Origin of the sequence: Pseudomonas sp. LA5, assembly GCF_028640825.1 — a bacterium.
Lineage (GTDB): Bacteria > Pseudomonadota > Gammaproteobacteria > Pseudomonadales > Pseudomonadaceae > Chryseomonas > Chryseomonas aestiva.
Window position 1 is genome coordinate 55449 of record NZ_JAQYZY010000040.1, and the last position, 18233, is coordinate 73681.

At 67.9% G+C, this 18233-nt stretch carries 13 protein-coding genes; 8 read left to right on the top strand and 5 right to left on the bottom strand.

Translation table 11 applies throughout. The features are described 5' to 3' along the window. Positions 1-2853 carry a DUF748 domain-containing protein gene (locus tag PVZ72_RS16390; RefSeq protein WP_443218253.1) on the bottom strand — a complete coding sequence of 951 codons (2853 nt, stop codon included), beginning with the start codon at positions 2851-2853 and terminating at the stop codon, positions 1-3. Between the two features lie 431 nt (positions 2854-3284). Between PVZ72_RS16390 and PVZ72_RS16395 the strand changes: the two genes are divergently transcribed. From PVZ72_RS16395 to PVZ72_RS16415, 5 genes are all read left to right on the top strand, one after another. Continuing rightward, on the top strand, positions 3285-4238 hold the full coding sequence (locus PVZ72_RS16395) for a bestrophin family protein (protein WP_273862480.1): 954 nt from the start codon (positions 3285-3287) through the stop codon (positions 4236-4238). Between the two features lie 251 nt (positions 4239-4489). Then, positions 4490-5794 carry an MFS transporter gene (locus PVZ72_RS16400; RefSeq protein WP_187981103.1) on the top strand — a complete coding sequence of 435 codons (1305 nt, stop codon included), beginning with the start codon at positions 4490-4492 and terminating at the stop codon, positions 5792-5794. A gap of 1 nt (position 5795) precedes the next feature. Further along, positions 5796-6899 (top strand): metallophosphoesterase family protein, encoded by a 1104-nt coding sequence (locus tag PVZ72_RS16405; protein ID WP_273862481.1) that lies wholly within the window; start codon positions 5796-5798, stop codon positions 6897-6899. A gap of 48 nt (positions 6900-6947) precedes the next feature. Further along, positions 6948-8216: an arsenic transporter gene (locus tag PVZ72_RS16410; protein ID WP_273862482.1), complete on the top strand. Its 1269-nt coding sequence runs from the start codon at positions 6948-6950 to the stop codon at positions 8214-8216. 88 nt (positions 8217-8304) lie between these two features. Beyond that, complete coding sequence (locus tag PVZ72_RS16415) at positions 8305-8838, top strand: cytochrome b (protein WP_187981105.1); 534 nt, start codon at positions 8305-8307, stop codon at positions 8836-8838. Positions 8839-8842: 4 nt separating this feature from the next. Here the strand turns inward: PVZ72_RS16415 and PVZ72_RS16420 are convergent, their stop codons facing one another. After that, positions 8843-9772, bottom strand: coding sequence for a LysR family transcriptional regulator (locus tag PVZ72_RS16420; protein ID WP_273862483.1), 930 nt, complete (start codon positions 9770-9772; stop codon positions 8843-8845). Positions 9773-9936: 164 nt separating this feature from the next. Here PVZ72_RS16420 and PVZ72_RS16425 point away from each other — a divergent pair, with 164 nt between their 5' ends. Both PVZ72_RS16425 and PVZ72_RS16430 read left to right on the top strand, forming a co-directional pair. Continuing rightward, entirely contained in the window at positions 9937-12168 is a 2232-nt protein-coding gene (locus PVZ72_RS16425; protein WP_187981107.1) for an FUSC family protein, read from the top strand. Positions 12169-12269: 101 nt separating this feature from the next. Continuing rightward, on the top strand, positions 12270-14702 hold the full coding sequence (locus tag PVZ72_RS16430) for a glucan 1,4-alpha-glucosidase (protein WP_273862484.1): 2433 nt from the start codon (positions 12270-12272) through the stop codon (positions 14700-14702). 30 nt (positions 14703-14732) lie between these two features. Here the strand turns inward: PVZ72_RS16430 and PVZ72_RS16435 are convergent, their stop codons facing one another. Together PVZ72_RS16435 and PVZ72_RS16440 are read right to left on the bottom strand one after the other, a co-directional pair. Next, complete coding sequence (locus PVZ72_RS16435; protein ID WP_187981109.1) at positions 14733-15185, bottom strand: DNA-binding protein; 453 nt, start codon at positions 15183-15185, stop codon at positions 14733-14735. Continuing rightward, entirely contained in the window at positions 15172-15774 is a 603-nt protein-coding gene (locus tag PVZ72_RS16440) for a nucleotidyltransferase domain-containing protein (protein WP_187981110.1), read from the bottom strand. The genes PVZ72_RS16435 and PVZ72_RS16440 overlap by 14 nt, the downstream gene beginning before the upstream one ends. 396 nt (positions 15775-16170) lie before the next feature. Between PVZ72_RS16440 and PVZ72_RS16445 the strand changes: the two genes are divergently transcribed. After that, positions 16171-17316, top strand: coding sequence for an acyltransferase family protein (locus PVZ72_RS16445; protein WP_273862485.1), 1146 nt, complete (start codon positions 16171-16173; stop codon positions 17314-17316). Here PVZ72_RS16445 and PVZ72_RS16450 read toward each other — a convergent pair. Further along, a complete protein-coding gene (locus PVZ72_RS16450; RefSeq protein WP_187981112.1) occupies positions 17243-18145 on the bottom strand; it encodes an NAD-dependent protein deacetylase in 903 nt (300 codons plus the stop codon). The two genes, PVZ72_RS16445 and PVZ72_RS16450, sit on opposite strands and share 74 nt — an antisense overlap. Positions 18146-18233 lie beyond the last annotated feature (88 nt).

Sequence of the window (18233 nt, forward strand, 5' to 3'; positions counted from 1 at the left end):
TCAGAGCACCCCGAGCTGCAACTGCGCGGCCGTGGGCGATTCACCGGATTGGGCTTGAGTGCTGACGTCCAGCAGATAGACCCGCTGGGCATCCAGTTTCGCCGTGTCCACCAGATAGGTCTTGATGGCGCCCGCGCGCTGCTGGGCCAGGCTGCGCAGTAGGCCGTCGTTGCCACTCCAGGCTTCGAGCACCGCCTGGCGCAGGCGCGCCGTGCGGGTGGCATCGTCAAGACTATCCCATTCCTGCGGGGGTTGCGCCTGCAGTCGCAGGCGGTACAGGCCTTCCAGCAGGGGCGCGCGCATGGCGGCGGGTACCTGCAACTGGCTGGGATCGGCCGGGACCTTGTCGCCGCGACGCTGCAGCAGGTTGAAGTACTGGGTCTGGAAGTCCTTTTCCAGCTGGCTGGCGGCCAGGGCGCGACCATCGCTGGCGGCGCCGGCATGGCCCCTGACCTCCACCGTCAGCTGCGGCCGCTGGCGCAGGGCCGCGGCCAGTTTGTCCAGCTCGCCGCGGGCCTGGGCCGAGAGCGTGGTGCTGCCGGCGGCGAAGTCGATGGCGCTGAGATCCGCCTCGTGCCCGCCAACCAGTCCCGCCAGCATGCGGAAGGGCGCCTGGACGGCGCGGCTGAGCACATTGCGCAGGGTCTGCCAGACCACCGGCATGACGCTGAAGTTGGGATCAGCGAGATTGCCCGCCACCGGCAGGCGCAGGTCGATGCGACCGTGGCTGTCCTTGAGCAGGGCCACCGCCAGGCGCACCGGCAGGTCCACGGCGTCCTTGCTGTCCACCCGCTCGCCCAGTTCCAGCTGGTCGAGCACCACGTGGTTCTGCGCCTGCAGCCTGCCGTCGTCGATGCGGTATTGCAGGTCCAGGTCGAGGCGCCCCTTGCGCACCGCATAGCCGGCGAACTTGCCGGTATAGGGCGACAGGGTGGTGAGTTCGACCTGGCGGAAATAGGCGGTCACGTCCAGTTGCTGCAGGGGATCGAGAGGGTCGAGGCGGCCCTTGATCTCCACCGGGGCGAAGCGATCGACCTTGCCGGCGAGATGGATGTCGGCCGGCTTGGAGGCGGCGGTGTCCAGGGTGCCGATGCCGCCTTCCAGCGACTGGATATTGGTGGCGAAACCAGGTTTGAGGCTGTTGTCGGCGAAGTCGGCGCTGCCATCCTTGATGGATACTCCGCCAATGCGGATCTGCAGCGGTGGCGAGCTGTCCTTCGACGCGGTTTTCGGCTGGGGGACCAGCAGGGCGCTGAAGTTGTTGCTGAGGTCTTCGTTGATCACCAGGGTGCCATAGGGCTTTTCCAGGTCGATCTTGTCGATGACTAGCTGTTTGCCAAGGGTGAAGGCGATGCCTTGCAGGTCCAGCAACTGCCAGCGCATGAAGTCCTGCTGGTGCAGGGTGTCGAGCACATGCACCTGGGTGACCTGGGCCGCGCCGCTGACGGTCAGCCCCAGCGGCTCGCCCGGGGCCAGGGCTACCTTGAGCCGGCTGGCCAACTGGCCGCTGCGGATCTCCAGGCGCACATAGGGGCTGAGATAGGGCTGGGCCTGACGCAGGTTGAGTTCGTCGATGCCGACGTCGAAGCTGCCCTGCAGGGGCGTCAGCGCCAGCTGGCCGCTGGCGGTGATGCGACCGCGATCACCGAGGGTGGTCTTGAGCTCCAGGCCGAAGGGCTTGCTGCTGGCGGTGTCGAAGCCTTTCACCGCCAGGTCCAGGCCGCTGAAATAGAGACTGGCCGGCTCCTGGGGCACGCGGTCCACCAGGTGCAGCTGGTTGTCGCTGAGCTGGGCGTCGTCGAGCTTCACGCGCCACTCCGGGCCACTGCTGGGGGCATCGCTGGTGGGGAAGAGCTGCTGCCAGTCGAGCGTGCCGTCCTGTTCGCGATTGCCCCAGGCATCCAGGCCGTTGCCGCGCAGGCGGGCGATGCTGACTTCGCGCTTCTGCAGATCCAGACCGATACCCTCGGCGGCCAGGCGCTTGAAGCTGGCCTTGGGTTCGGCATTCACTGCCTGCACGGCCACGTCGTCCAGCGCCAGGCGGCCTTGGCTGAGTTGCAGTTGCAGGGTCTTGCTCAGGTCCAGGCGGTAGTGGGCGCTGGCTTCCAGGCGCCCCTTGCCCAGCGCCAGCGGCAACTGGTTGCGCACATAGGGCCACCAGGGCGCGAGGCTGACGCCCTTGAGGGTCAGGTCGCCTTCGCTGCGCAGCGGCAGGAGATCCAGGCTGCCCTTCCAGGTGAGCTGGCCGCCCTGGGCGGTGGTGGCGGTCATTGCCAGTTGGCCCGGGGTGTCGCCGCTGCGGGTGCGGAAATCCTGCAGGGTGGCGTCCAGGGGGGTGAAGGTGGCCTCCACCGGCTGGGCGCCCTGGGCATCGAGGAAATGCAGCCGGCCACCGACCAGGGCAATGCGCTCGATGTGCACCGGGAAGGGCTGGCCCGGCTCCGCATCCGCCGGGGTCGGCGCGGCGGTGGCGGTGGGGTCGCTGCGCCAGAGCTGGGCCAGATTGACCTGGCCACCCTTGGCGATGCGCAGATCGACCTGGGGCTGGTCGAGGCGCACCTCGGTCAGGTGCAGGGTCCGTCGCCAGAGGCTGTCCCACTGCACATCGGCCGAGAAGCCTTCGGCCGCCACCACGGGGTGCTCCGCCGGACCGATCAACAGCTTTTCGGCGTGCAACTGCAGGGTGAAGGGGTTGAAGCTCAGGGCCTGCAGGCTGGCCGGCTGGGTGAGACGCTCGGCCAGCGTCTGGTTGAGGTAGTGCAGGGCGAGGCGCGGTCCGGCCAGGAATCCGAGCAGACTGTAGAGGGCCAAGAGCGCGAGCAGCACGAGGCTCGCTTTCACAATTCTGGGCATGCAGGCATCTAGGACGGCGAAGGTGCCCGGATTATGGCACGGCACCTTCGCCAACGAGGGCGGTGGCCGTCCCAAAAGCACTGCTGGCTATGGGAGTCATCAGGGCCACGACTACAGGAGCGGCTGCAGGATCGCTCACAGTTTCGCCAACCCGGACGAGCGGAGCGGGCGCACGACCGATCGGTGGTCAGGTGGACGGGAAGGCTTCTGGTAGAGGCGTCGAGGCCTGTGCCGAAGGCTCTAACACGGCACTTTGCCATGATCCGCCCGTCGCTCCGGATTAAGTTTGACTTAAGGACCGCCGACTAGTCTCGCGAACAGGTTGCATTCTCAGGGAGGGGGACACGGCGACGGGCTCAGCGGCTCGCGGCGTGACGACAGGACGGCCAGGGCAACCGCGAATCGAGAAGCCGCGCCGCCGGGAGTAGCAGATGTCCAGTCCGATCCAGCTCCATTCCATCCAGAAGAAGATCCAGTTCCTGCGCACCACCTTCAGCTACGTCGGCTGGTCGCTGTTCGGTCTGCTGCTGTGGGACGTGGCGGTGACGGTGGACGCCATGCTGTTCGTCGACGAGCGCTTCGACCTGCCGCTCACGCCCCTGACCCTGCTGTGCTCGGCGCTGGTGGTGCTGATCAGCTTTCGCAACAGCAGCGCCTATGCCCGCTGGTGGGAGGCGCGGACCCTGTGGGGCGCCATGGTCAACAGCTCGCGCAGCTTCGGCCGCCAGGTGCTGACCCTGATCGACGACCAGGGCAGGGCGCAGAATCGGGTCAAGGCCGTGCTGCTGCGTCGGCACATGGGCTATCTGCATGCCCTGCGCGCCCAGCTCAAGCGCCAGGACCCGGCCGCGGCGGCCGCGCCCTATCTGGCCCGCCACGAATTGGCGCTGGCCGACGGCAGCCTCAACTTCGCCAACGACATCCTTGCCGGCACTGCCGAGCTGATCGCCAGCGAATACCGCCAGGGCCGGCTGGACAGCATCCGCCTGGCGCGGCTGGAAGAGACCCTGGTGGACATGTCCAACTGGCAGGGCGGCATGGAGCGCATCGCCAACACCCCCTTGCCCTATCCCTATGTCTGCTTTCCGCAGCTGTTCAGCTTTCTGTTCTGCATCGCCATGCCGCTGGGCCTGGTCTCGACCCTCGGCTGGTTCACCCCGCTGGTGTCGACCGTGGTCGGCTTCATGCTGCTGGCGCTGGAGCGCATCGGCAGCGATCTGCAGGCGCCCTTCGCCGACAGCCAGCACCAGATCACCATGGACAAGCTGTGCGCCACCATCGAGGCCAACCTGCTGTCGATGCTGCGGCCGCGCAGCGAAGAGGGCAGCGCCGTGGCCCTGGCCCAGCCCGAGGACGACGCCTTTCCAAGCCGACGGGTGGCCTGACCGGCGGCGTTACCCAGGAGGCGTCGGGCCGCCAGGGTGGGAAACGTGCGGAAAGTCCCGCGCCAGAGGCATTTCTTTCCTGAGGGCACGGCACTAGCGCCGCTTCGCTCCGGTCACATTTTGCAATCTCCCCTGGCAGCGGTGGTTGGCTGGGGCCCAGCGGGTCATGCCGTGGGTCGCTGGCGGGCCGGGGCGAGAGGTGCCGTGGGGCCTGCGTCCCGCGACCTATATCTCGCTACGGATGCCCGCTCATGTCCGAAACTCGTTCCCCGACCGCCGGGGCCAGCGCCGAACCCTCTCGCCGCGCGCGCCATGCCCTGGATGCCCTGAACTTCACCCTGGCCGACGTCCGCGACGGCCTGGGGCCCTATCTCGCCATCTACCTGATCGCCGTGCGCGGTCCGGGGGAGGGCTGGAACGAGGCCACCGCCGGTTTCATCATGACCCTGGCCGGCATCGCCGGGCTGATCGCCCAGACTCCGGCCGGCGCCCTGATCGACCGCACCCGCCACAAGCGCCTCATGGTCGGTGTCGCCGCCCTGGTGGTGACCGTCTGCAGCGTGCTGCTGCCCTTCGTCTCCAACTTCTATGTGGTGGCGGCCACCCAGTCGCTGGCCCATGCCGCGGCGGCCATCTTCGCCCCGGCGCTGGCGGCCATCACCCTGGGTATCGTCGGGCCCAAGGCCTTCACCCGGCACATCGGCCGCAACGAAGGCTTCAACCACGCCGGCAACGCCGTCTCGGCGGCGCTGGCCGGTGGCCTGGCCTATTTCTTCGGCCCTACCGTGGTGTTCTGGCTGATGGCGCTGCTGGCGGCGGCCTCCATCGTCGCCATCGTCCGGGTGCCCCAGGACGAGATCGACGATGACCTGGCCCAGGGGCTGGGTGACGAAGTCGGTGCCCGCGACGCCAAGCCGGTGTCGGCCTGGCAGGCGCTGCTGGCCAATCGCAAGTTGCAACTGCTGGCGCTGCTGGCCGCGATCTTTCACCTGGCCAATGCCGCCATGCTGACCTCGGTCGGCCAGCAGCTGACCCATATCGTCGGCAAGGACAGCGCCACCTCGCTGGTGGCCGTCTGCATCGTCGCCGCCCAGTGCGTGATGGTGCCGGTGGCCATCCTGGTGGGGCGCAAGGCCGACGTCTTCGGGCGCAAGCCGATCTTTCTCTTCGCCTTCGCCGTGCTGGCGATCCGCGGCGTGCTCTACACCTTTTCCGACAGCCCCTACTACCTGGTGGCGGTGCAGCTGCTCGACGGTATCGGCGCCGGGGTCTATGGCGCCCTGATGCCGGTGATCGTCGCCGACCTGACCCGCGGCAGCGGACGCTTCAACGTCAGCCAGGGCGCCATCGCCACCGCCCAGGGACTGGGCGCGGCGATCAGTGCCACCATCGCCGGGATCATCATCGTCCGCTTCGGCTACGCGGCGGCCTTCACCACCCTGGCGGCCATCGCCGCGGTGGGCTTCGTGCTCTATCTGCTGTTGATGCCGGAGACCCGCGACGAGCACGTCGCCGGGGACGCGGCGCGGTCGAGCGGTTCGGTGGTGGGAGGCTGAAATGACATGCCAGGATGATTTTCTCGCCTTCGCCCATCTCGGCGATCTGCACCTGACCACCGCCGAAGCGGACAATGCCCGGGATTTGCAGACCCTCCTGCAGCGCCTGCGCGGGCGCAGCGAACTGGATTTCGTCTATCTGCCCGGGGACAACGCGGACAATGGCACCGCGGAGCAGTATCTGTTGCTCAAGCGACTGCTGGACGACTTTCCGCTGCCGGTAACGGTGATCACCGGCGACCACGACATGGAAGGCGGCGATCTCGGGCCCTTCTATGCCGAGTTGCAGGTGCCGCAACTGCCTTATGCCAGGGAGGTGGGCGGCGTGCGTTGCCTGTTCCTCGACATGTGCGGACCGGGCACCGGCGGGCCGGATTTCCGCCTTGGCCGCGAGCAGGTGCAATGGTTGGAGCAGGAGTTGCACCAGGCGACCCGGCTGGAGCAGCGCTGCGTGGTCTTCATGCACAGCTATCCGGCGGACCTGCAGGGGCCCGGCGAGGCCGAGCGGGTGGCGCGGCTGCTGCACGAGGGCCCGGTGCGCCTGGTGGAGATCGGTCATACCCACTACAACGAACTGGCCCACGACGGCGGCGTGCTCTATGCCGCCTGCAGATCCACCGGCCAGATCGAGGAAGGCGGTGTAGGATTCGCGCTGGTCACCCTGGACGGTCCGGCGGTGAGCTGGCGCTTTCGCGAATTGGCCGACGGCTGGCCCTGGGTGCAGATCACCGCGCCCGGTGATGCCCGCCTCAACGGCGCCGGCGTGGCCGAGGTCCGCGAGTGCCGGGTGCTGGTGCTGGCCGAGAGCGACCTCACGGCCTGCGAGTGGCAGTGCGACGACGGTCCCTGGTGGCCGCTGCAGCCGCTCGGCAAGGGCCGCTATCAGGGGGACCGACCCGTGCCGGAGGGCGTCCGCCGGTTGCAGGTCCGGGTCCGGGATGCGCAGGGCGGCGAAGACCGTGACGAGGTGGAGCTGAGCGCTCATCTCAGCCCCGTCGCCGCGCCCGTCGACTGGGGCTCGGATCGCACCCAACTGGGTGAATGGCGGGCCAGGGGCGTCCTGGGGACCCAGCTGGGACCCAATCGCAATGGCCGCAAATGGTGAGGTCGGCCAGGCCGGTTTCGCGAATCGACTAGAAGGAACAGCGCTTTCATGGGGTCCATCATCACCACTCCCCACGTCCTGACGTGGGTCATCGCCGCCCTGGCCACCCTCGGGGTGGTCTCGCGGCCCTTCGGTCTGCCGGAGGCGCTGTTCGCCGTCGCCGGTGCCGCGCTGCTGGCGCTGTTCGGCCTGTTGCCGCTGGACGGCGTCTGGCACGGCGTCGCCAAGGGCACCGACGTCTATCTGTTCCTCATCGGCATGATGCTGCTGGCCGAGATCGCTCGTAAGGAAGGGCTGTTCGACTGGGTCGCCGGCCACGCGGTGCGTGCGGCCAAGGGATCGGCGCTGCGGCTGTTCGCGCTGGTCTATGGCGTCGGCATCCTGGTCACGGTGTTCCTTTCCAACGACGCCTGCGCCGTGGTGCTGACCCCGGCGGTCTACTACGCCACTCGCGCGGCGAAGGTGAAGAATCCGCTGCCCTATCTGTTCTCCTGCGCCTTCATCGCCAACGCGGCGAGCTTCGTGCTGCCGATCTCCAACCCGGCCAACCTGGTGGTCTTCGCCGAGCACATGCCGGAGCTGAGCCGCTGGCTGGCGCTGTTCACGGTGCCGTCGATCCTGGCCATCGCCGCGACCTTCCTCACCCTCTGGGCGACCCAGGCCAAGGTCCTGCGTGCCGAGCGGTTGTCCGAGGGGGGCGCGGTGGAGGCGCTGCCCACCACCGGACGCATCGCCGGCTGCGGTCTGATCCTGACCATCCTGGTCCTGCTCGGCGCCTCGGCGCTGGATCTGGAGCTGGGTCTGCCGACCTTTCTCGCCGGCTTCGCCACCTTCCTGGTGGTGGTGGCCTGCAAGCGTGGCGGCGGCCTGGAGTTGCTCAAGCACATTTCCTGGGGCGTCCTGCCGCTGGTGGCCGGGCTGTTCGTGCTGGTGGAAGCCCTGGAGACCACCGGGGTGCTGCAGGCGCTGGCCAATCAGCTGCAGGCCGTCGCCCAGGCGACGCCGGAGCGCGCCGCCTGGGGCGCCGGGCTGCTGGTGGCCTTTGGCAGCAACCTGGTCAACAACCTGCCGGCAGGTCTGCTGGCCGGGGCGGCGGTGCAGACCGCCCATGTCTCGGAAAAGATCGCCGGCGCCGTGCTGATCGGCATCGACCTCGGGCCGAACCTGTCCATCACCGGCTCCCTGGCGACCCTGCTGTGGCTGGCCGCGCTGCGCCGTGAAGGGCTGTCGGTGAGCTTCTGGCAATTCCTCAGGCTGGGCGCCGTGGTGATGATTCCGGCGCTGGTGCTGGCGCTGGCTGCCTTGATCCATCTCTGACGGACGGTCACGGCTTATCCTCAGGCAAGGCGATTTTTGCCCTCTGCCTGGGGCACTATCGGCATACCTCTGCTACGAAGAGCTGCCCATGGCCATCGCGCGCTACACCGGCTTCGCCCAGGCCCTGCACTGGCTGACCGTCGCCCTGCTGTGCCTGCTGTTGCCCTTCGTCTGGGTGGCGGAAAACTTTCCGCCCGGACCGGTGCGGACCCTCTGGTACCTGCTGCACGAATCCACCGGGATCTCGGTGTTCCTGCTGATCCTGATCCGGCTGACCTGGCGCTGGCGGCATCCGGCGCCGCCGGCCCATCCCCGTGACGGTCGTCTGCTGCGGCTGCTCGCCGCGCTTAACCATGGCCTGCTCTATGCCGTGCTGCTGCTGATGCCGGTGACCGGCTACCTGATGGCCGGCCAGGGCCAGCCGGTACCGGTGTTCGGGCTGTTTTCCCTGCCGGGTTTTCCCCGGCATGAAGCCCTCGGCATCCTCGCCAATCGCATCCATGTGGCTGGTCAGTTCGCCGTCTATGGGCTGGTGGTCCTGCACGTGGCGGCGGTGGTCTGGCATGTGGCGATCCGCCGCGATGGCACCCTGGAGCGGATGTTGCCCGAGCAACGGCCTTAAGGCGTCAGCTCCCTTCCACCCGCTGCCGGTCGCGTTCCAGCAGGGCCGGCAGGGTCTCGCGCAGGTGGTCCACCAGGGTGCGGATCTTGGCGTCGAGAAAGCGCCGCGACGGATAGAGCGCATGGATGTCCAGGGCATAGAGCCGGTGCCCCGGCAGCACGCGCTGCAGGCGGCCACTGGCCAGGCCGGCGACCGCGGCGTACAGCGGCAGGGCGCCGATGCCCAGGCCGCTGGCCACGGCTTCGGCCAGGGCATCGGCGGTGTTGACCTGGAAGGGCGGTCGATCCACCGCCACCTCGGCTATACCCTCCGGTCCTTCCAGCAACCAGCGATCCGGCGCCATGGCGCGATTGACCAGCCGCAGGCAGCGATGCCCGACCAGCTCCGCCGGGGTGGTCGGCCGGCCCTGGCGCTCCAGGTAGGCGGGCGCCGCGCAGAGCACGCTGTGGGTGCTGCCCAGATGCGCCGAATGGAAGGCCGAGTCTGGCAGACCGTCGGCCAGGATCAGCGACAGGTCGTAGCCTTCCTTGAGGATGTCGGTGAAGGTGTTGGTCAGTTGCAGATCCAGGTCGACCTCGGGATAGCGCTCGCCGTAGCCGGCCAGGCTCTGGATCAGGTAGTGCTGGCCGAGGCCGGTCATGGTGTGGATGCGCAGCCGGCCGCGCGGCACGGCCAGGGCGTGGCGGGCCTCGGCATCGGCTTCATCGAGGTCGACGAGGATGCGCTGGCAGCGCACCAGGTAGCGTTGGCCGGCTTCGGTCAGGCGCAACTGGCGGGTGGTGCGGTGCAGCAGCCGGGTCTGCAGGTGCTGCTCCAGCTGGCTGACCGCCCTGGATACATAGGCGGTGGTGAGTTCCAGCTGGCGCGCGGCGGCGGTGAAGCTGCCGGTCTTGGCCACGCAGGCGAAGGCGCGCAGATTGAAGAGATGATCCATGGACGGGGCAGGGCGGTGGAAAGGGCCATTGTGGGCCATTACCCGCCCGTTGGTTAAGGCTCTTTGCTGCCATACCCGGCTTAATCCGGGCGGGCGAGGCTTTCTAGAATGGCCGCCGAGGCGCTGCGCCTCCCCCCTTCCGCTCGCTCTCGTCGTTGCCCAGCATGCCTCTCGCCTCACCGCCGCTCGCGCGGCCCGCCGCTGCCTTCTCCCGTACCCGCTGGCCGGGCCGCAACGCCTGGCGCCGTGCCGCTCGCGAATGGGTGCGTACCGATGGCCAGACCTGGGCCTTTATCGCCAAGGCGCTACTGGCCGCGGCCCTGGCGCTGTGGCTGGCCTATCGCCTGGAGCTGCCGCAACCGAGCACGGTGCTGGTCACCGTCTTCATCGTCCTGCAGCCGCAGAGTGGCCAGGTGCTGGCCAAGAGTTTCTATCGCATCCTCGGCAGCCTGGCCGGCCTGACCTTTACCGTGGCCGCCATCGCCCTGTTCGCCCAGGAGCGAGTGCTGCTGCTCGGCGCCCTGGTGCTGTGGATCGGCTATTGCACCCGTGGCGCGGCGCGCTATCGCGACTTTCGCAGCTATGCCTTCCTGCTGGCCGGCTATACCGCCTGCCTGGTCGGACTGCCGGCGGTGGCCCAACCCCAGGGCGCCTTTCTCCAGGCGATCTGGCGTCTGCTGGAGATCGCCTTGGGCATCTGCTGCGCCGGCGTCGTGAGCGTGGCGATCCTGCCGCAGACCACCCGCGGCGTCCTGCGCCGGACCCTGGCGCAGCGCCTGCGCGATTTCCTGGCCATGGCCCATGACGGTCTGCTGGGCCAGCTCGACGGCGAACGCTTCGCCGGGCTCAGTGCGCGTTTCGCTGCCGACTCCGTGGGCTTCGAAAGCCTGCGCAGCGCCAGCGTCTTCGAAGAGCCCTATCTGCGCCGACGCAGCGGACGGCTGGCCGCCCTGGGCAATCGTCTCATGCTGCTCAACACCCGCTTCCATGCCCTTCATCAACTGCTCGACCGTCTGGCCGGACGGCCACCGGCGGTGCGCCAGGCGCTGGCGCCCGCCCTTGGGCTGATCGCCGCCGCCCTGGCGCCGGGCCTGGGTCACCTGCCGGAAGAGCGTGACCTGCGCCGCCTCAGTGAGCGCCTGGCCGGGGAGCGCGAGATGCTGATGACGGCGATCCGCGACGGTCGCCAGCAACTGGGCCAGACAGCGCCTGGTGCCGCAGTCGATCGCCTCGACTACGACACCGCCGCCGAACTGCTCTATCGCTTCGCCGAGGACCTGCACCTGCTGCTGAATACCCAGCTGGAGCTGGACCTGCCGACCAGCACCGCGCCCAAGACGCGCGAGACCTTCACGCCGCTGGCCAGTCGCGCGGTGGCCTGGATGGCCGGGCTGCGCAGCGCCCTGGTGGTGCTGGGCGTGGGACTGTTCTGGATCGAAACCGCCTGGCCGAGTGGCGCGGCCTGCACCCTGGCGGCGGCGCTGATCTCGGCGCTGGCCTCCACCTCGGCCGATCCGCGCCGCTATTGCCTGCAACTGGCCGGTGGCACCCTGGTCGGGGCCCTGGCCGGTGGACTGCTGCAATTCCAGGTGTTGCCCTGGATCGACGGCTTCGCCCTGTTGCTGCTGGTCCTGATGCCAGTGTCCGCCACTGGCGCCTGGCTGATCACTCGACCCCGGCTGGCGGGCTATGGCACCGGGCTGATGGTCTGGTTCTGTTCGGCGGCGCTGCCGGGCAATCTGCCGCGCTACGACGCCGATGTCTTCTGCAACACCTACCTGGCCTACGGATTGGCCTGCGCGGTGGCGGTGGTAGCCGTCAGCGTGCTCCTGCCGCCCAGCCAGCCCTGGGTCTGGCGCCGGCTGGAAGATGCCCTACGCGAGCGGCTGATCCATGCCATCGGGGCACCCCTGGCCGGTCTGAGTGGCCGCTTCGATTCCGGCTTGCGCGATCTGCTCAACCAGGTGCAGGTGCTTACCGTCGGCCAGCCGGAGGTGCAGCGCCGGCTGCTGCGCTGGACCTTCCTGAGTCTGGAGCTGGGCCACGCCATCATCGAGTTGCGCCTGGAGCAGGCCGCGCTGCCACCCTTGCCTTGGTATCGCCAAGAACGTGCCTGGCGCCTGGCCATTCGCGCCCTGGGACGGGCCCTGGTGCGACTGTTCCGCAAGCCCGACGCCGCCAACCTGGCCCGCGCCCTGGCCGCTGTGGACCACGCCATCACCCTGGCGCACCAGGCCCAGCGCCACCTGGAGCCCAATCCGGGCGACTTCGATCGCTCACCGCTGCGCCGTATCGCCAGCTACCTGCATTTCATCCGCACCTCGCTGCTGGCGCCGGATTCGCCCCTGGCCGGGTACCTGCCGCCGGCCAGGCAACCGGCGCGGGACGAAGGCTGAGCAGCGCTTCTGGAAATATTGGCTAGGCTTACGAACGGGGAGGGCCGTCAGGCCCTCTGCCATGCGACTTTCGGCACAACCAGAACAAGGCCCGCCTGCCCATGCCCGTCCGCTTCGTCCGTCCGCTGCTCTGTTCCGCCAGTTTTCTCCTGACGCCCCTGGCGTCCGCCCTGGAAGCCCCAGGTGCCCCCGGCGCCGCACCCTTCTGGTCCTATTCCGGCAAGACCGGCATCGGCACCAGCTACGAGGCCTATCGCGACGGCGCCTACAGCGACCAGGCCAGCACCGGCCGCGTCTCGCGGGTGTGGTTCTCCCTGGCCCAGGGGGTGGTCACCGAGACCATGCAGGGACTCATCCACGAGGCGCAACTGCGCGAGATGCAGCTGGTGATCCGCGGACCCGACTTCACCCACCTGGAGCGCGACGACACCGACAGCCGCATCGAATACCTGGCCACCGATGCCGCCGGCCGGCCCACCTCGCTGGCCTACAAGATCGTCAACCGCGACCGCCAGGGCCGCTATGAGATCGAAAAGCACATCTTCACCGACCCGGACCAGGACACCCTGGTCATGCGTGTCATCTTTCGCAGCCAGGACCCGCGCATCCAGCCCTATCTCTATGTCGATCCGGCGCTGGCCAACAGCGGTAGCCACGACCGCGCCGCGGTGAAGGGTGGGGTGCTCTACGCCAGCGAAGGCGAGCACGCCCTGGTGGTCAAGGCCAGCCAGCCGCTGCAGACGCCCACCGTGGGCTTCGTCGGCAGCTCCGACGGCCTCGACGACCTGCGCCGCAACGGCAAGCTGACCCAGACCTACAGCAGCACCGGCGACCAGGCCGGCAACGTCGCCATGCTGGCCAGGCTGCCGCTCAAGGGTGCCGAGACCACCCTGGACGTGGTGGTGGGCTTCGGCGCCAATCCGCGCCAGGCCGAGGCGGCGGCGGATGCCACCCTGGCCCGCGGTTATCAAAAGGTGCTGGCCCACTACAACGGCGAGGGCGACGCCATCGGCTGGCAGGACTACCTCGCCAGCCTCGACCAGCTGCCGCGTCTGCAGGCCCAGGCCGGCGACGGCGGCAAGCTGGTCAACGCCAGCGCCCTGGTGCTCAAGGCCCAGGAAGACAAGACCCACGCCGGCGCCCTGATCGCCTCGCTGTCCAACCCCTGGGGCGAAACGGTGCCGGCGGGCAAGGGCACCACCGGCTACAAGGCGGTCTGGCCACGGGACTTCTACCAGTGCGCCATGGCGCTGCTGGCGCTGGGTGACCGGCAGACGCCCAAGGTCGCCTTCAGCTACCTCAAGCAGGTGCAGGTGGACGCCAATACCGCGCACAAGCCGGCCGACAGCTCCGCCTTCATCCACCAGCAGAAGCAGGGCGATGAGGTCCGCGCGCCGGGCGCCACCGGCTGGTTCCTGCAGAAGACCCACGTCGACGGCACCATCGAGTGGGTCGGCGTGCAACTGGACCAGACCGCCATGCCGATCATGCTCGGCTATCGCCTCTGGCAGGGCGGCCTGCTGGGCGACGCCGAGATCGATCGCTGGTACCGCGCCATGCTCAGGCCCGCGGCGGATTTCCTCGCCCGCGACAGCCAGGTCAACCTGGGCTGGAACACCTGGCAGGTCAGGCCGCCGCAGACCCAGCAGGAGCGCTGGGAAGAGCAGTGGGGCTATTCGCCGTCCACCACCGCGGCGGTGATCGCCGGTCTCGCCACCGCCAGCGAACTGGCGCGCCATGCTGGCGACGAAGCCAATGCCAGCCGTTACCGCGAGACCGCCCGGCGCTATTCCGGCCAGGTGGAAAAGACCATGGCCACCACCCAGGGCAGCCTGGGCGCCGGCAACTACTACCTGCGCATCACCCAGAACGACGATCCCAACGACAAGGGCAAGCTGGTGGACAACAACAGCCGCCCGGGCCTGCCGGAGGACCAGGTGCTGGACGCCGGCTTCCTCGAACTGGTGCGCTACGGCGTGCGGCCGGCGAGCGATCCCCTGGTACAGAAGAGTCTGGCGGTGCTGGACGACGAAGGCCTGCCGGAGAATCTGCGGGTCAAGTACAGCTTTCAGTACCCGGGGGTGAACGGCACCTTCCCCGGCTGGCGGCGCTACGGCAACGATGGCTATGGCGAGAGCGAAAGCTCCGGCATCAATTTCCCCGCCACCGAGCAGCCGGTACCCAACTCCGGACTGCGCGGCCGGGTCTGGCCGATCTTCACCGGCGAACGCGGCCATTACGAGCTGGCGCGTCTGGTCCTGCAGGGCAAGCCGGATGCGGCAGCGCTGGGCAAGCTGCGTGACACCTACGTTCGCGGCCTGGAACTGTTCGCCAACGCCGGCCTGATGCTGCCCGAACAGGTCTGGGACGGCGTAGGTGACAACCGGCGCCACGGCTACACCCAGGGGCAGGGCACCGATTCGGCGACGCCGCTGGCCTGGTCCCATGCCGAATACGTCAAGCTGCTGCGCTCCCTGGCGGACGGTCAGGTATGGGATCACTACCCGGTGGTGGCGCGGACACTGGCGCCCTGAAGCAAGCCAGTTGTCGGATTGCGAGCGCTGCTAGCGCTCGCGATCCGATAGCAGCTCTGGTCGATTTTGCTTCAGCCAATGCGTGACGTGCTGGAGCAGGATCTCGGCCTGCTGCAAGGCCTCCTGCGCCATCGAATCGCTGACTAGATCGCCCGAGTAGTCGATGACGTTGCGTTGCTTGCGCAAGGTATCCAGTACCAACATCGTCGCTGTATCAAGCTCGATGGTCCGGGGTAGTGACTGGATCATGGTCTGATGGTGACCGGGGCGGCTAGTGAGGGTCCGATAGCCATTGGCCTGAAGCGCTGCGTTCGCGCCCTGCATGATTGCCTTGTAGGCCAGATCGAAGCGGCTTTCGCTGCTCAGTATTGGCAGACAGGCATCGGTCAAGCTGCGTTGCGCTGCCTCCAGCAAGCGCTGGATGCTCGCAGGGTCCGGTGTGATCGCCTCAAGACTCTTGCCGAGCAGATTATCCAGGGTCATCTGTCTTTCCTTGTGACAGGTACGAAGCGTCGCCGATGACGAACACCTTGGGCTTTTCCAGCAGGTCCGTGATGAAGGCTCCTCCTTCCGCCAACAGCCTCTGCCATTCCTCTCGCTGGTATACCTTGGGATTGATCTCGCGCCCAAGCGTCTCCTGACAGGGATAGAGCACTGCCACTGCTTCGCGGAAGGTCACGGTACCCAGGATCATGAGGTCAATATCGCTTCCAGCGCTTGCTTTGCCGCTAGCCATCGAGCCGAAGACGAAAGCTGCCGATATTTGGTCTGCAATGGGGCTCAGCGCCTCGGCTAGAATATCGGTCAGGCCACTGGTCTTGCGCAAGATGCTCGCCAGCTCTTCGAAGATGGGGCACTCCCGATTGGCGCGATAGTGCTGTTGATTACCCACGCGCGTCTTCACGGCCAGACCTGCCGCGACCAGCTTGACGAGCTCACGGCTCAGGGTGCCAGACTGGGTCTCGGTCAAGCGCGCGATTTCGCGCTGATGGTAGCTGCTCTCCGGATGGAGCAGAAGAAGCGCCAGGACCTTGCGGCGATAGTCGGGAAATAGAACGGAAGCAAGGGACATAAGAAATTCGTTTGCTGCCTTTTGGGCTGCAATTGAAGCCTAAAAGGCAGCAAACAGCCAATGCGATTGCCCTTGATGTATTCCAGCGCCTGAGCAGCCGACCAACGGTAGCGCGTTACCAATGCCTGTGCCAGGGCCGCTGAGCCAGGGCAACGAAACGTCGACCCCAAGGGAACGCCTGTAACAAGACTTGTCTGATGGGCGTTCTCGCGCTTTGCTGAGGCAGCGGATCCTTCCGCTCGTCGCTGTTCTCCTTTCTATCCGGTCCCTCTGCCCTCGGTCGCGTACCGCGCGGTAGCGTGCCCGGCTGTCGCGCTTTTCTCTCGCTCGCTCCGGCGACCGCTCCGGCGGTCTGGGGGCGGGTCTTTGCCGGTTCCTGTCAAGAAGGTCACGGATATGACTGACGTCGCTCTCCCCATCGCCCTCTATCTGGGCACCCTGGTGCTGCTGGCTTTCGCCCTGCGCCGCAGCCCGCTGCTCACCGAGGAGACCCTGGCACGCTCCTCGCCGCTGGATGCCCTGCGCGGCATCCTCGCCACCGCCGTGGTCTGCCTGCATTTCGTGCTGACCTATCACCTCAAGGCCGAGGGCCAGTGGCGCGAACCCGACAGCGACCTGCTCTACAACATGGGCGTGGTGCCGGTCTCGCTGTTCTTCATGATCACCGGCTACCTGTTCTTCGGAAAGGTCTATCGGCGCACGCCGGACTGGAGCGAACTGCTCCGTTCACGGGTGCTGCGGGTGATGCCGCTGTATCTCTGCGTGGTGGCCGTGGTGGTGCTCTTCACCCTGATCCGCACCCACTTCGTCATCGCCGACGGCCAGCACTTCATGCTCGAACTGCTCAGCTGGGAGCTGTTTTCCGGCTTCAGTCTCAACGGCCTGGAAGAGAGCGGCTGGATGACCGCCGGCGCCCACTGGACGCTGCGCTACGAGGCGCTGTTCTACCTGGCGCTGCCGCTCATCGCCGCGCTGTTCAATCGCCGTGGCTTCGGCCTGCCGCTGCTGGTCTCGGCGCTGCTGGTGGGTAGCCTGGTCGCCGCCGGTTATCACTATCACGTGCTGGGCGCGCGCTTCGGCCTGCTGTTCCTGCTGGGGTTCCTGCCGGTGTTCGTCAAGGTCCATCGGCCGGCGCTGCTGGCACGCCTGCGCACGCCCCTGGTGGCGGCACTGTCGCTGGCGCTGGTGGCTTACGCCATGACCCAGCCCGACTACAACCTCAGGCAGATGCTGGCGCTGGCGTTGCCCTTCGCCGCCATGGCCGCCGGCAACGACCTCTTCGGCCTGCTGCGCAGTCGCGGCCTCAAGGTGCTGGGCGAGATCAGCTACAGCCTCTATCTCACCCACGGCCTGCTGCTCTACGGCCTCTTCACCCTGCTCAACCTGGGGTCGGTCGAGACCCTGGGTACCGTCGGTTTCATGGCCCTGCTGCCGCCGGTGCTGGTGCTCGCCTGCCTGCTGTCGATGCTCAGCTACCGCTGGATCGAGCGTCCGCTGATGCACCTGGGAAGGGCGCCACGGCCTCGGCACGTGCCGGCGTAAGCGCCGGCGCTGCCCCGGGATACTCCAGCAGAAAGGCCAGTGCCTGGGCGCAGGAGGCTTCCACCTTGAGCGCCAGCAGGTCGTCCGCGCGGGTCCGCCCATAGCCCAGCGCGGCGATGGGCAAGCCGGCGCGGGCCGCGGCCTGGGCGAAGCGAAAGCCGGAATAGACCATCAGCGACGAGCCCACCACCAGCAGCGCATCGGCGCGGCCCAGGTGGGCGAAGGCGCGCTCCACCCGCGCGCCGGGCACGTGTTCGCCAAAGAACACCACGTCCGGCTTGAGCAGAGCCCCGCAGCGTGGGCAGTCGGGCACCCGGAAACTCATGAAGTCCACGCCTTCCAGATCGGCATCGCCATCCGGCGCGGTAGCCGCGTCCAGCGCTAGCCAGTCGCCATTGAGTTCGCCCAGCCACTGCTGGAATTCCTGGCGCGGCAGGCGTAGCTCGCAACCCAGGCAGCGGATCTGGTCGAGGCGGCCGTGCAGGTCGATCACCGCCTCGCTGCCGGCGGCCTGGTGCAGCCGATCGACGTTCTGGGTCAGCAGCATCTCCACCTGGCCACGCCGCTCCAGGGCCGCCAGGGCCTGATGGGTGGCGTTGGGCCGCGCCTGGCAGAAGCGCGGCCAGCCGATCAGGCTGCGCGCCCAGTAGCGGCGGCGCAAGAGTTCGTCGCCGACGAAGGCCTGCAGGGTGACCGGTTGCGGGCGCTTCCAGGCGCCGTCGCGGTCGCGGTAGTCGGGAATGCCGGAATCGGTGCTGCAACCGGCACCGGTGAGCAGGAAGATCCGCTCGTGCCGGGCGATAAAGGACTGGAGCTCGGGCAGGGACATCGGGCACCTGGAGTTGCGGACGATACCCCCAGCTTGGAAAGGGTTATGCCGGGAGGCAAGCCGCAGCTGACGAACGTCCTGCCCGTCG